This is a genomic window from Haloarcula ordinaria, assembly GCF_029338275.1.
Lineage (GTDB): Archaea > Halobacteriota > Halobacteria > Halobacteriales > Haloarculaceae > Haloarcula > Haloarcula ordinaria.
On sequence record NZ_CP119789.1, the window covers coordinates 1,821,311 to 1,835,335 of the forward strand.

10 protein-coding genes and 2 rRNA genes are annotated in these 14,025 nt (G+C 64.0%); 11 read left to right on the forward strand and 1 reads right to left on the reverse strand.

The features are described from left to right. Window positions 1-67 precede the first annotated feature (67 nt). Genes P1L41_RS09715 through P1L41_RS09735 form a run of 5 tightly spaced genes read left to right on the forward strand, consistent with a single transcriptional unit; the run spans window position 68 to window position 5,621 of the window. Entirely contained in the window at window positions 68-1,411 is a 1,344-nt protein-coding gene (locus P1L41_RS09715) for a sodium-dependent transporter (protein ID WP_276295534.1), read from the forward strand. Between the two features lie 54 nt (window positions 1,412-1,465). Next, window positions 1,466-2,866 carry a sodium-dependent transporter gene (locus tag P1L41_RS09720; RefSeq protein WP_276295535.1) on the forward strand — a complete coding sequence of 467 codons (1,401 nt, stop codon included), beginning with the start codon at window positions 1,466-1,468 and terminating at the stop codon, window positions 2,864-2,866. A 54-nt stretch (window positions 2,867-2,920) separates the two neighbouring features. Then, window positions 2,921-3,829 carry a DNA-3-methyladenine glycosylase family protein gene (locus P1L41_RS09725; RefSeq protein WP_276295536.1) on the forward strand — a complete coding sequence of 303 codons (909 nt, stop codon included), beginning with the start codon at window positions 2,921-2,923 and terminating at the stop codon, window positions 3,827-3,829. Window positions 3,830-3,861: 32 nt separating this feature from the next. Then, window positions 3,862-4,137 (forward strand): acylphosphatase, encoded by a 276-nt coding sequence (locus P1L41_RS09730; RefSeq protein WP_276295537.1) that lies wholly within the window; start codon window positions 3,862-3,864, stop codon window positions 4,135-4,137. Between the two features lie 53 nt (window positions 4,138-4,190). Beyond that, entirely contained in the window at window positions 4,191-5,621 is a 1,431-nt protein-coding gene (locus P1L41_RS09735; protein ID WP_276295538.1) for an NAD(P)H-hydrate dehydratase, read from the forward strand. Here P1L41_RS09735 and hflX read toward each other — a convergent pair whose 3' ends face one another. Then, window positions 5,622-6,932 (reverse strand): GTPase HflX, encoded by a 1,311-nt coding sequence (gene hflX, locus P1L41_RS09740; protein WP_276295539.1) that lies wholly within the window; start codon window positions 6,930-6,932, stop codon window positions 5,622-5,624. 109 nt (window positions 6,933-7,041) lie between these two features. Here hflX and P1L41_RS09745 point away from each other — a divergent pair, with 109 nt between their 5' ends. The 6 genes from P1L41_RS09745 (at window position 7,042) to P1L41_RS09770 (ending at window position 13,932) form a co-directional block, all read left to right on the forward strand. Then, window positions 7,042-7,233 (forward strand): hypothetical protein, encoded by a 192-nt coding sequence (locus P1L41_RS09745; protein ID WP_276295540.1) that lies wholly within the window; start codon window positions 7,042-7,044, stop codon window positions 7,231-7,233. Between the two features lie 256 nt (window positions 7,234-7,489). Further along, complete coding sequence (locus P1L41_RS09750; protein ID WP_276295541.1) at window positions 7,490-7,726, forward strand: UPF0058 family protein; 237 nt, start codon at window positions 7,490-7,492, stop codon at window positions 7,724-7,726. A 131-nt stretch (window positions 7,727-7,857) separates the two neighbouring features. Next, window positions 7,858-8,088: a DUF7120 family protein gene (locus P1L41_RS09755; protein WP_276295542.1), complete on the forward strand. Its 231-nt coding sequence runs from the start codon at window positions 7,858-7,860 to the stop codon at window positions 8,086-8,088. Window positions 8,089-8,160: 72 nt separating this feature from the next. After that, on the forward strand, window positions 8,161-8,457 hold the full coding sequence (locus P1L41_RS09760) for a translation initiation factor eIF-1A (RefSeq protein WP_276277008.1): 297 nt from the start codon (window positions 8,161-8,163) through the stop codon (window positions 8,455-8,457). A 712-nt stretch (window positions 8,458-9,169) separates the two neighbouring features. Then, window positions 9,170-10,640, forward strand: a 16S ribosomal RNA gene (locus P1L41_RS09765). 363 nt (window positions 10,641-11,003) lie between these two features. Beyond that, a 23S ribosomal RNA gene (locus tag P1L41_RS09770) occupies window positions 11,004-13,932 on the forward strand. Together the 16S and 23S rRNA genes form the textbook arrangement of a ribosomal RNA operon. Window positions 13,933-14,025 lie beyond the last annotated feature (93 nt).

Below are 14,025 nucleotides of genomic sequence, written 5' to 3' on the forward strand. Positions count from 1 at the left end.
CCCGGCGCGTCTCGCCGGGAAATCGACGTGGTTTTATTCCGATGTGAGAGACTCGGCGGGCAAGAGCATGTCAGACCGAGAGACGTGGGCGACGCGACTCGGGTTCGTCGTCGCTGCCATCGGGAGCGCAGTCGGTCTCGGGAACCTCTGGCAGTTCCCCTTCAAGACCGCGACCAACGGCGGGGCGGCTTTCGTCGTGTTCTACCTGGCGGCCGTCGTCGTCGTCGGGTTCCCGGCGATGCTGGCGGAGTTCGTCGTCGGGCGCCGGACCAACGTCAACGCCGTCGACGCGTTCGGCGAACTCGGCCACCGTCAGTGGCGGGTCGTCGGCGGCCTCGCGGTCTTCACCGGGTTCTGGATCCTATCGTACTACAACGTCGTCGGCGGGTGGGTCATCCGCTACATCGTCGGGAGCGCGACGGGTGCGTACTTCGCCGACCCCGCCGCGTACTTCGGGGCCGTCTCCGCCGGCCCCGAGGCCGTTCTGGCCCAGGCGGTCTTCCTCGCTATCGTCGTCGGCATCGTGGCGCTGGGCATCGAGGACGGCATCGAGAAGGCGACGAAGGTGATGGTCCCCAGCATCGTCGTGCTGATGGTGGCCCTGGCCGCCTGGGTCGCCACGCTGCCGGGGGCCGCCGAGGGGTACGCCTTCTTCCTCTCGCCGGACATCGACGCCATGGTCGCGAACGCCGGGACCATCATCCCCTTCGCCGTCGGACAGGCCTTCTTCACGCTCTCGCTGGGGATGGCCATCATGATAACCTACTCCTCGTACGTCGGCAGCGACGACAACCTCGTCCTCGACGGCGGCGTGGTCGTCGTCACGAACACGCTCATCGGCGTGCTCGCCGGCCTCGTCGTCTTCCCCATCCTCCTGACCATCGGCGCCGAGATAACCACCGAAAGCGGCGGCGCGGGGGCGCTGTTCGTCGCGACGGCGGCCGGCTTCAGCTCGGTCCCCTTCGGTCGCGTGTTCGGCGTCGTCTTCTTCGGCGTCGTCCTCATCGCCGCGCTCTCCTCGGCAATCAGCCTGCTCGAAGTGTCTGTCGCCTACGCCAACGACAACTACGGCCTCTCGAGACCTGTCCTCGCGGCCATCGTCGGCGTCGGCCTGTTCCTGCTCGGCCTGCCCTCGGCGTGGGACACCGGGTGGCTGACCTGGTTCGACCGGTTCGCCTATCAGGTGTTCCTGCCCGTGTCGGTGCTCGCACTGGTCGCCTTCGTCGGCTGGGTCATCGGCGCCGACGCCATCGACGAGCTCCGGCAGGGGACCGGCGGTCTCGGCGCCGTGGGGCCGCTGTGGCTCTGGACGCTCCGCCTGATCGTCATCGTCGCCATCCTCGGCACGCTCGCACTGGGGCTCAACGAGATGTTCCTCGTCGAGGGGGCCGACTTCTTCCAGCCGTTCTGACTGTTCTGCCCCGCTCTCGACACGTTTTTATCGGGCTACGAGGACCCTGAGACGATGACGAGAGCCACCTGGCGGACCCGACTCGGGTTCGTGCTCGCCGCCGTTGGCAGCGCCGTCGGCCTCGGGAACATCTGGCGGTTCCCGTGGCTGACCGCCACCAACGGCGGGGCGGCCTTCCTCCTGTTGTACGTCCTCGTAATCGTGCTCGTCGGCGTCCCCGGACTGCTCGGCGAGATGGTCATCGGCCGGCGCTCTCGCCGGAACCCGGTCGGCGCGTTCGGCGCGCTCGGCGGTCCGCGCTGGCGCGCCCTCGGTGGTATCGCACTGGTCGCGTCCGTGGTCATCTTCTCCTTTTATTCGGTCGTCGGCGGCTGGATTCTCCGCTACACGGTCGCCAGCGCGACCGGTGCGTACTTCGGGGCGCCACAGTCGTTCTTCGCCGCCATCGACTTCGGCCTCGGTGCGGCCGGCTACCACGTCCTGTTCCTTTTGGCGACGGTGGCCGTCGTCTACGCGGGCGTCGACCGCGGCATCGAACTGGCGACGATGGTGATGGTCCCCGGTATCGTCGCCCTCTTCGGCGCGCTGGCCCTGTGGGCCGCGACGCTACCCGGGAGCGCCGGTGGCTACGCGTTCTTCCTCTCGCTGGATGTCGCGTACCTCCGGGCCAACTTCCTCGACGTCCTCGTCGCGGCGGCGGGCCAGGCGCTCTTTACCCTCTCGGTCGGGGCCGGTGCGATGCTCACCTACGCCTCCTATATCGACGAGGACCGCTCGCTGGCGGCCGACGGCACCGTCATCGCGGTGCTGAACACGGGCATCGGCGTCCTCGCCGGCCTGGTCATCTTCCCGCTGCTGTTCTCGCTGGGCGTCTCGCCCGGCGAGGGCGGCCCGGGCGCGCTGTTCGTCAGCCTCGCCGGCGCGTTCGCCGACCTGCCGTACAGCCGGCTGGTCGGCGTCGTCTTCTTCGGCGTCGTCCTGCTGGCGGCGCTGTCCTCGGCCATCAGCATCCTTGAGGTGCTCGTGGCCTACCTCGTCGACGAACACGACGTCACCCGCCCGCAGGCCACCCTCGGCGTCGGCGGGCTGCTCCTCGTCACGGGGAGCGCCGCCGCGCTGTCGCCGTCGCTGTTCTCCCTGCTCGCGGACACCATCGCCAACCTCGCACTGACAGCCGGCCTCCTCGGCTTCCTGCTGTTCGACGGGTGGGTGCTCGGCCGCGCAGCGCTCGACGAGTACTCGAAGGGCGCCGGCCCCCTCGCCCGGATGGCAGGGTTGCCGTGGTACTACGCGGTCGCCGTCGTCCTCCCGCTCTTTCTCGCGTTCACGCTCGTCTCCGGACTCGGGAGTGTCGTCGGTGTCTCACTCGGCGCCACACAGGCGGCGGCCATCGCCGTCGTCGGCGTGGTCGGCGTCATCGCCGTCCTCCGGAGTCGCGCCGAGCCCACGGCCTGACGTCGTCGGGCTGGATGGAAACCGGGAAAGCCGTTCGGCCCTTCCTCGCGGACGATGCACCAGGGCACCATCGATCTCGACCCGCTCGCGGGCGGGTTCGACCTCCAGTCGACCGTCGAGAGCGGGCAGTCGTACCTCTGGGACCGCGAGGACGGCCGGATGTACGACGCGGACGGCGGGACGGGCAGCGACGCCTGGTACTGGACGACCGCCCGCGTCGACGGCGACCCGGTCGTCGTCCGCGTCCGGCAGACCGACGGCTCCCTCGAGTGGGAGTCTACCGTCGACGCCGAGCACCACCTCCGGACGCGCCTGGGCCTCGACGACGACCTGCCGGCGATTCGCGAGACCGCCCCGCCTGACGCCGTCGTCGACGCGGCCTACGACGCCTACTGGGGCATGCGTATCGTGCGCGACCCGGTGTTCCCCTCGCTCGTCTCGTTCATCTGCTCGGCCCAGATGCGCGTCGGCCGCATCCATGGGATGCAGCAGGCGCTCCGCCGCGAGTTCGGCGACCCCGTCGAGTTCGACGGCCGGCAGTACCGCGCCTATCCGACGCCCGCGGCGCTCGCGACCGCCAGCGAGGCCGACCTCCGGGACCTGAACCTCGGCTACCGCGCGCCCTACGTCAAGCGCTCGGCGGCGATGGTCGCCGAGGGCGAGGCCGACCCCGCCGCCGTCGCCGGACTCGACTACGAGGCCGCCCGCGAGTCGCTGACCGAGTTCGTCGGCGTCGGCGACAAGGTCGCGGACTGCGTCCTGCTGTTCTCGCTTGGCTACCTCGAGGCGGTGCCGCTGGACACCTGGATTCGCACCACCATCGAGGAGTACTACCCGGAGTGCGACCGCGGCAACTACACGGAGACGTCCCGGGCCATCCGCGAGACGCTCGGTGGCGAATACGCTGGCTACACCCAGACATACCTCTTTCACTACCTCCGCTCCGGCGGCGAGGACCACTAGGACCTAACTTCACGCCTCCGTTACAGCGACCCATGACACGCACGCGAGCACACGTCTTCGTCTCCGGACGGGTCCAGGGCGTCTACTACCGGGCGACGACGCGGGAGACGGCCCGGGAGCGAGGCGTCGACGGCTGGGTGAAGAATCTCGACGACGGGCGGGTCGAGGCGGTCTTCGAGGGCGAGGAAGCCGCCGTCGAGGCGATGGTCGAGTTCTGTCACGAGGGAAGCGAGCGCGCCGAGGTGACCGACGTCGACGTGACTTACCGAGACCCCGAGGGGCTCGACGGGTTCGAGGTCCGCTGGTAGTCATTCCCTCGCTGCCCCCTATCGTTAGGAGGGTGGCCGGCGAACCCCCGCGCATGCTTACTGGCTCAGCGATGGGCGTCGTCGACGAGAACGCGGCGGCGCTCGGTGTCCCTCGCAAGCAGCTGATGGAGTCCTCGGGAAACGCTGTCGCACGGGCGGTCCGGGACCTCGCAACCCCCGGGGACGCGGTGACCATCGTCGCCGGCCGGGGGAACAACGGTGGCGACGCGCTCGTCGCGGCCCGCTTTCTGGACGACTACGACCTCCGGATTCTCCTGCTCGGCCGCCCCGAGACCATCACGACCGACATCTCCCGGGAGAACTGGGACGCTCTCCAGCGCGCCGAGTACCCCACCGAGCAGGTCCGCGACGCGTCTGCGTTCGACCTCGGGGCCCCCGACGTCGTCGTCGACGCGATGCTCGGAACCGGTATCAGCGGCGCGCTCCGGGAACCCGCCGCCACGGCTGCGGACGCGATGAACGACAGCGACGCGGCGGTCCTCTCGGTGGACGTGCCCTCGGGACTCGACGCCGAGGACGGCACGCTGGCCACGAACGCGGTTGAGGCCGACCACGTCGTCACGTTCCACGAGACCAAGCCCGGCCTGCCCGCGCTCGACGCCCCCGTGACCGTCGCGGACATCGGCATCCCCGCCAACGCCGAGCTGTTCGTCGAGCGCGGCGACCTCCAGCGACTCGCGCGCGACCCGGCCAGCCACAAGGGCGACAACGGCGAGGTGCTGGTTGTCGGCGGCGGGCCCTACACCGGCGCACCGGCGCTCTCGGCCCAGGCCGCGCTCCGGGCCGGTGCCGACCTGGTCCGGGTCGCCTGCCCGTCGGCCGTCGCGCGCGAGCTCCAGGGGTACAGCGAGAACCTCATCGTCCGCCCGTACGACGGCGACCGGCTCGAACCCGGCCACGTCGACCGGCTCCTCGACCTCGCCGCCGGCCACGACACGGTGGTCCTCGGGCCAGGCCTCGGCGACGACGGGGCGACGATGGACGCCGTCGCCGACCTCCTCGGACGGTTCGACGGGACCGCCGTCGTCGACGCTGACGCCCTCTCGGTCGTGCCGGACGTCGACACCGACGCGACGCTCGTCTGTACGCCCCACCAGGGCGAGCTCCGGGGGATGGGCGGCGAGACGAGCGACGACTGGCGCGAGCGGGCCGACCTCGTCGCCTCGTTCGCCGCCGACCTCGGCCAGACGCTGCTGGTGAAAGGTCCCTACGACGTGATTTCGGACGGCGAGGTGACCCGCGTCGGTCGGACGGGCAACGCCGGGATGACCGTCGGCGGGACCGGTGACGTCCTCGCGGGCGTCACGGGTGCGCTCGCGTGCACGCACGAACCACGTACCGCGGCCGCTATCGCGGCGTACGCCACCGGCAGCGCCGGCGACCTCGTGGTCGAGGCGCGCGGGTTCGGGCTCGTAGCCACTGACCTACTCGATTCGATTCCGACCGTGCTCTGGGGCGCGTAGTCAGGCCGACGCGCTCGCGAGGTCCCCGGCCTTCGCGCGCGAGCGCTCGACGATAGCCGGTCGGGCCTCGAACTCGATGACCACCTGGTCGCCGTAGTCGACGGCCTCGACGTGGGCGTGGTCGTGAATCCACGAGACGAGGCTCATGGTGTCGTCGGTCATCGGCAGAACGAGCCGTTCGCGCTCGTAGTCCGGAAGCTCCCGGTCGATGCGGTCCGCGAGCGCGTCGACGTTCAGACCCACCTGGGCGCTCACGGCCACCGGGTTCGGGGCCAGCGCGGAGAGGGCCTCCTTCTTCCGGCGGACCTCCTCGTCGTCGACCTTGTCGGTCTTGTTCAGGACGGTGACGATGGGCGCCTCGTTGCGTTCGTACAGCGTGTCGTGGCTCGTCACCAGCTTCTCGCGGATCTCCTCGACGGACTCCGAGACGTCCACCACGAGGAGGACGAGGTCCGCACGGTACACCGAATCGAGCGTGGATTTGAACGACTCGACGAGCCAGTGGGGGAGGTCCTGGATGAACCCGACGGTGTCGGTGACCAGCACCTCTCGTTTCCCGACCTCGGCGCGTCTGGTCGTCGTCCCGAGCGTCGTGAACAGCCGGTCCTCGCTCTCGGCGGTGGTGTCGAGGTCGGGGTGGAGGTCCTCGTTCTCGTCGACGTCGAGGTCCGTCGCGAGCTGCCGAAGCAGCGTCGACTTCCCAGCGTTGGTGTAGCCGGCCAGCGCGACGAGGTCGAATCCCGACTCGCGGCGCTGTTCGCGGCGGTGTTGCTCCGTGTTCTCGATGGACTCGAGCTCGTCCCGGATGTTCGATATCTGCTTCTTGATGTCCTCTTCGCGGCTCTCGTCGTACTCGCCGAGTCCCATGAACCCCGGGCGCTCGTCGCGCTTGGCGAGACTCGCCTTCGCCTCGGCGCGCGGGAGCTCGTAGCGCAGCTCCGCGAGCTCCACCTGGAGCTGGGCTTTCCGCGTGTGTGCGCGCTGTCCGAATATCTCGAGGATGAGCCGGAAGCGGTCGATGACGCGGACGCCGTTGGCCAGCTCGTTCCCGATGTTGTACGTCTGGTACGGGCCCAGCTGGTTGTCGAAGATGACGACCGTCGCCTCCTCGCGGGCGACCGCGTTCGCGAGGCGCGTGACCTTCCCCTCCCCGATGTGGTAGGCCGGGTCCTCCGTTCGGGTCTGGGTTATCTCGGCGACGACGTCGTAGCCCGCCGCGTGGGCGAGGTCCCGTATCTCCTCGGTGTCTGCCGTCCCACTGTCGACTCGCTTCGCGATCACCGCCCGTTCCGTGGTGTGTGTCGCCGTCACTCGACCGGAACTACGTCGTCCGTTTATTTAATCTGCAGGGTGCCCCCGGTCGCGACCACGGTTCGACGGCCCCCACCAGACGTTTGGTCGCCGAGCGAGTAGCCGCCGTATGGACTCGGCGCCCCAGTACTGTCGACGGTGTGGGGAGCAGCTCGTGACCGGACTGATCGCCTCGTCCCGTCGGCACTGCTGTCTCAACGCCACCCCCATCGTCGGGGCCTGTCCGGAGCACGGTCCTGTCGGACCGCACGACGCCGTCAGTGATGACTGCCACGCCGACGGCCACGACAGCAGCCGCTAGTCAGCCCCGCGTCCCGACGCACGCAGTCGCCGGTGCTGCTGCCGTGATGCTTACGGTCGGTTTCACCCACACCCATCGGGGCGCTTGTGCCTGGGAAATTCAATACTCGTCGCGAGGCGCTCCTCTCACCCTCCGCCCCTCCATCACCGTCCGGTCTTCCGAATCGATGCCGGAACGTCACGGCTTGGGCTACCAGAGTATGGTACTATGTGGCAAGATAATACTATAAACCCTCGTCCGCTATGCTGTTGTACCCATGAGAAAGCAGGAACTCATCCACCTTCACAGCCTGCTCGCACAGGTACAGAACCACTACGAAGCAGACACAGGGTCCGACGTAGACCAGGACGAGTATCGGACACTCGGTGTCAAGCCGACCTCGATCCACAAATCGAAGACCGACCACAAGGACGCCGTCTTCGCCCTCGCCGGTGGACTGACCGACGACATGATGCAGCGTAGCGACGAACCGCTCACGCTCACCGCCGACTAAGCCGTTCTGCGACAGTCTCAGTGACCCCTGCCGACCAGCCACCGGCTCGGCCAGTACAGGGCGTTTGGCCCCTGCCGGAGGTGCTTGCCACTACGTTTAAATACACCCTTGCTGAACCCCAGGGTAGTTAGATGCCCAAAGTAGAACTCTCCGTTCCGGAGCACCTCGAGATGCAGATTTCCCAACTAGTCGACCAGGGCGAGTTTCTCAACCGCGAGGACGCCTTCGAGAACCTCCTCTCGACCGGCCTCAAGGCCTACAAGGTCAGTGGCCCGAGCGAGGAATCCGAGGAGCCGGGCTTCGGTGACGACCCGCTCGACGACGACGGCATGATGGGTCACGACGACGAGTACGTCTTCTGAGCGGCCCCGGCGTGTGGTACGCGGTACCTCAACTCTCAGTCAATTTATACGGCGTGAGAACGAAGATTACCCGTGAGCGAAGATACAGGGCGACGGAATCTCCGTATGCCTACAAACGACGAGCTGTTCGCAGTCGTAACAGAACACCTGGGCGGGAACCACGTCCGAATCCGCTGTGAGGACGGCGAGACGCGTCTCGGCCGTATCCCCGGTCGGATGAAGTTCCGCACCTGGATTAACGAGGACGACATCGTCCTCGCAGAACCCTGGGACTGGCAGGACGAGAAAGCCAACATCGAGTGGCGCTACACCGGCCAGGACGCCGACCAGCTCCGTGCAGAGGGTCACGTCGACTCCCTGACTGCCTGATTTTCATATTTGTAGCCCGTCTCGACACACTCGAGCAGTAGCACCTGCGCTGTCCCGATAACGCCGGGCGCCAGCCCACATGCTAGCGTCTGTGTCGACTGCCGTCTCTCCAGTGTCGCGTGTGCGCGACCACAGGCCGTCGGAACACGCACCACTGGCACTCCGGCGTCGGGAGAACGACGTAGTTCTCCGTACTGCTCAGTTCTCTCGGGGCTGCTACTGTCTCTCTGTAGGCCACGTTCTGGACGGGCCGAAAACCGTGTGTCTGTGTATCAATCAGTATAGTTACTATTACTGCTACTGTTCGGCTGCAGTCCTGCGGTTCGGTGTGTGACGAACCCACGTCACATGTGCGCCGTGTGGGGCCTGCACAGGGTGCCTCTGAGACGAGTCATTTATATATACCCCTCTCCTCGGAAGAAATGCGAAGGTCGCACGGGGGAGCGCCCCCCGGCGATACGGTCCGACGCGTCTTCGACGCCCGGGCTGTTCGCAGAGAGCACGTCGACGTCGCCTTCGGGTGACCCAGACTCTCTCGACCGATGAGGATTCCACCCCTGCGGTCCGCCGTCAAGATGGAATCTGATGTGAGCCCACGGACCCATACAGCAGTTAACATCGATACTGGAAATCGATGTGTTACGCTTCCGACGGAGTGATACCACACTCAGATGTTGCACCACGCAACACCCGCCGCTGACTCAGTCAGCACATTCCGGTTGATCCTGCCGGAGGCCATTGCTATCGGAGTCCGATTTAGCCATGCTAGTCGCGCGGGTTAGACCCGCGGCGTATAGCTCAGTAACACGTGGCCAAACTACCCTACAGACCGCGATAACCTCGGGAAACTGAGGCCAATAGCGGATACAGCTCTCACGCTGGAGTGCCGAGAGCTGGAAACGTTCCGGCGCTGTAGGATGTGGCTGCGGCCGATTAGGTAGATGGCGGGGTAACGGCCCACCATGCCCATAATCGGTACAGGTTGTGACAGCAAGAGCCTGGAGACGGTATCTGAGACAAGATACCGGGCCCTACGGGGCGCAGCAGGCGCGAAACCTTTACACTGCACGACAGTGCGATAGGGGGACTCCGAGTGCGAGGGCATATAGTCCTCGCTTTTCTGAACCGTAAGGTGGTTCAGGAACAAGGACTGGGCAAGACCGGTGCCAGCCGCCGCGGTAATACCGGCAGTCCAAGTGATGGCCGATATTATTGGGCCTAAAGCGTCCGTAGCCTGCTGTGTAAGTCCGTTGGGAAATCGGCCAGCTCAACTGGCCGGCGTCCAGCGGAAACTACACGGCTTGGGGCCGAGAGACTTGACGGGTACGTCCGGGGTAGGAGTGAAATCCTGTAATCCTGGACGGACCACCAATGGGGAAACCACGTCAAGAGACCGGACCCGACGGTGAGGGACGAAAGCTAGGGTCTCGAACCGGATTAGATACCCGGGTAGTCCTAGCTGTAAACAATGCCTGCTAGGTATGTCACGCGCCATGAGCACGTGATGTGCCGTAGTGAAGACGATAAGCAGGCCGCCTGGGAAGTACGTCCGCAAGGATGAAACTTAAAGGAATTGGCGGGGGAGCACCACAACCGGAGGAGCCTGCGGTTTAATTGGACTCAACGCCGGACATCTCACCGGTCCCGACAGTAGTCATGACGGTCAGGTTGACGACTTTACCCGACGCTACTGAGAGGAGGTGCATGGCCGCCGTCAGCTCGTACCGTGAGGCGTCCTGTTAAGTCAGGCAACGAGCGAGACCCGCATCCGTAGTTGCCAGCGATACCCTTGAGGTAGTCGGGTACACTACGGAGACTGCCGCTGTTAAAGCGGAGGAAGGAACGGGCAACGGTAGGTCAGTATGCCCCGAATGGACCGGGCAACACGCGGGCTACAATGGCTGTGACAGTGGGATGCGACGCCGAGAGGCGAAGCTAATCTCCAAACGCAGTCGTAGTTCGGATTGCGGGCTGAAACTCGCCCGCATGAAGCTGGATTCGGTAGTAATCGCGTGTCAGAAGCGCGCGGTGAATACGTCCCTGCTCCTTGCACACACCGCCCGTCAAAGCACCCGAGTGGGGTCCGGATGAGGCCATCATGCGATGGTCGAATCTGGGCTCCGCAAGGGGGCTTAAGTCGTAACAAGGTAGCCGTAGAGGAATCTGCGGCTGGATCACCTCCTACAGACCGGGACTGGGGCTTTGCCCCAGCCCACAATCGTTGTCGGCACCCGCCGACGACACCGAAGCGGACTGCTGTATGGGCCCGCTGGGCTCACGAGACCTATCCGAGGCGGATACCCCTCACGGGGTGTCGGGTGCAACTCCCGACGGGTCCGTATCTCGTGTCACGCCCGAACCGCTCCCCTTAAGTGTGGGACGGCGCTCGGATGTGGTACGACGACTGATGCACCAACCCGGGTCAAACCGCGGTTGGGAAGGGTCGACTCGCCCACCTCTCCCACCTTGGGGGCGAGTATGAAACCGTGTGTACGTGCGATCCAGGCGTCCACTGGACTCGTTCAGTGCAGTTTAGCGAGTCACAACGACGTTGGCTACTATGCCAGCTGGTGGATAGCTCGGCTCGAGAGCTGATGAAGGACGTGCCAAGCTGCGATAAGCCAAGGGGAGCCGCACGGAGGCGAAGAACCTTGGATTTCCGAATGAGAATCTCCTCAGCAATTGCCTCGCGCAATGAGGAACCCCGAGAACTGAAACATCTTAGTATCGGAAGGAAAAGAAAGCGCAATGCGATATCGTTAGTAACCGCGAGTGAACGCGATACAGCCCAAACCGAATCCCTCACGGGACATGTGGTGTCAGGGCTACCTCTCATCACTCGACCATCTCGACGAAGTCTCTTGGAACAGAGCGTGATACAGGGTGACAACCCCGTAATCGAGATCAGTACAGTGTGCGGTAGTTCCAGAGTAGCGGGGGTTGGATATCCCTCGCGAATGTTGCAGGCATCGACTGCAAAGGCTAAACACTCCTCGAGACCGATAGTGCACAAGTAGTGTGAACGAACGCTGCAAAGTACCCTCAGAAGGGAGGTGAAATAGAGCTTGAACTCAGTTGGCGATGGAGCGATAGGGCATACAAGGTCCCCTGACGAATGACCGACGCGCGAGCGTCCAGTAAGACTCACGGGAAGCCGATGTTCTATCGTACGTTTTGAAAAACGAGCCAGGGAGTGTGTCTACATGGCAAGTCTAACCCGAGCATCGGGGGAGGCATAGGGAAACCGACATGGCCGCAGGGCTTTGCCCGAGGGCCGCCGTCTTCAAGGGCGGGGAGCCACGTGGACACGACCCGAATCCGGACGATCTACGCATGGACAAGGTGAAGCGTGCCGAAAGGCACGTGGAGGCCTGTTAGAGTTGGTGTCCTACAATACCCTCTCGTGATCTATGTGTAGGGGTGAAAGGCCCATCGAGTCCGGCAACAGCTGGTTCCAATCGAAACATGTCGAAGCATGACCTCCGCCGAGGTAGTTCGTGGGGTAGAGCGACCGATTGGTGTGACCGCCTCCGAGAGGAGTCGGCACACCTGTCAAACTCCAAACCTACGAACGCCGTTTGACGCGGGGATTCCGGTGTGCGGGGTAAGCCTGTGCACCGTGAGGGGAACAACCCAGAGAAAGGTTAAGGTCCCCAAGTGTGGATTAAGTGTAATCCTCTGAAGGTGGTCTCGAGCCCTAGACAGCCGGGAGGTGAGCTTAGAAGCAGCTACCCTCTAAGAAAAGCGTAACAGCTTACCGGCCGAGGTTTGAGGCGCCCAAAATGATCGGGACTCAAATCCACCACCGAGACCTTTCCGTACCCGTTACAGGGTAATCGAGTAGATTGGCGCTCTCATTGGATGGAAGCAGGGGCGAGAGCTCCTGTGGACCGATGAGTGACGAAAATCCTGGCCATAGTAGCAGCGATAGTCGGGTGAGAACCCCGACGGCCTAATGGATAAGGGTTCCTCAGCACTGCTGATCAGCTGGGGGTTAGCCGGTCCTAAGTCATCCCGCAACTCGACGATGACGAAATGGGAAACGGGTTAATATTCCCGTGCCATCATACAGTGAAAGTTGACGCCCTGGGGTCGACCACGCCGGGCCTTCGCCCGGTCGAATCGTCAAACTCCGTGGAAGCCATAACGGCACGAAGCGGACGAACGGCGAGACAGGGAAACGTGGTTCAACCTGGGGCCCGTGAAAAGACGAGTATGATGTCCGTACCGAGAACCGACACAGGTGTCCATAGCGGCGAAAGCTAAGGCCTGTCGGGAGCAACCGACGTTAGGGAATTCGGCAAGTTAGTCCCGTAAGTTCGCGATAAGGGATGCCTGCTCAGGAAATGAGCAGGTCGCAGTGACTCGGAAGCTCGGACTGTCTAGTAACAACATAGGTGACCGCAAATCCGCAAGGACTCGTACGGTCACTGAATCCTGCCCAGTGCAGGTATCTGAACACCTCGTACAAGAGGACGAAGGACCTGTCAACGGCGGGGGTAACTATGACCCTCTTAAGGTAGCGTAGTACCTTGCCGCATCAGTAGCGGCTTGCATGAATGGATTAACCAGAGCTTCACTGTCCCAACGTTGGGCCCGGTGAACTGTACATTCCAGTGCGGAGTCTGGAGACACCCAGGGGGAAGCGAAGACCCTATGGAGCTTTACTGCAGGCTGTCGCTGAGACGTGGTCGCCGATGTGCAGCATAGGTAGGAGGCATTACACAGGTACCCGCGCTAGCGGGGCCACCGAGCCATCAGTGAAATACTACCCGTCGGTGACTGCGACTCTCACTCCGGGAGGAGGACACCGGTAGCCGGGCAGTTTGACTGGGGCGGTACGCGCTCGAAAAGATATCGAGCGCGCCCTAAGGCTATCTCAGCCGGGACAGAGACCCGGCGAAGAGTGCAAGAGCAAAAGATAGCTTGACAGTGATCTTCCCAACGAGGATCGCTGACGCGAAAGCGTGGTCTAGCGAACCAATTAGCCTGCTTGATGCGGGCAATTGATGACAGAAAAGCTACCCTAGGGATAACAGAGTCGTCACTCGCAAGAGCACATATCGACCGAGTGGCTTGCTACCTCGATGTCGGTTCCCTCCATCCTGCCCGTGCAGAAGCGGGCAAGGGTGAGGTTGTTCGCCTATTAAAGGAGGTCGTGAGCTGGGTTTAGACCGTCGTGAGACAGGTCGGCTGCTATCTACTGGGTGTGTTATGGTGTCTGACGGGAACGATCGTATAGTACGAGAGGAACTACGATTGGTCGCCACTGGTGTACCGGTTGTTCGAGAGAGCACGTGCCGGGTAGCCACGCGACACGGGGTAAGAGCTGAACGCATCTAAGCTCGAAACCCACCTGGAAAAGAGACACCGCAGAGAGTCCGCGTAGAAGACGCGGTCGATAGACTCGGGGTGTACGCACTGAGGTAACGAAGTGTTGAGCCCACGAGTACTAACAACTCAAAGCCACAATCATACGCACTGTGACTCGCATTCACCGACGAATTGCTCGTCGACTGTCTGAACGAGTCCAGGCGCAAACTGGATCGCACGTATCATACGGTCATA

Excerpts from the sequence above, each read along its gene's own strand:
- P1L41_RS09715 (WP_276295534.1), top strand. The coding sequence starts at position 68 with ATGTCAGACCGAGAGACGTGGGCGACGCGACTCGGGTTCGTCGTCGCT.
- P1L41_RS09720 (WP_276295535.1), top strand. The coding sequence starts at position 1,466 with ATGACGAGAGCCACCTGGCGGACCCGACTCGGGTTCGTGCTCGCCGCC.
- P1L41_RS09725 (WP_276295536.1), top strand. The coding sequence starts at position 2,921 with ATGCACCAGGGCACCATCGATCTCGACCCGCTCGCGGGCGGGTTCGAC.
- P1L41_RS09730 (WP_276295537.1), top strand. The coding sequence starts at position 3,862 with ATGACACGCACGCGAGCACACGTCTTCGTCTCCGGACGGGTCCAGGGC.
- P1L41_RS09735 (WP_276295538.1), top strand. The coding sequence starts at position 4,191 with ATGCTTACTGGCTCAGCGATGGGCGTCGTCGACGAGAACGCGGCGGCG.
- P1L41_RS09745 (WP_276295540.1), top strand. The coding sequence starts at position 7,042 with ATGGACTCGGCGCCCCAGTACTGTCGACGGTGTGGGGAGCAGCTCGTG.
- P1L41_RS09750 (WP_276295541.1), top strand. The coding sequence starts at position 7,490 with ATGAGAAAGCAGGAACTCATCCACCTTCACAGCCTGCTCGCACAGGTA.
- P1L41_RS09755 (WP_276295542.1), top strand. The coding sequence starts at position 7,858 with ATGCCCAAAGTAGAACTCTCCGTTCCGGAGCACCTCGAGATGCAGATT.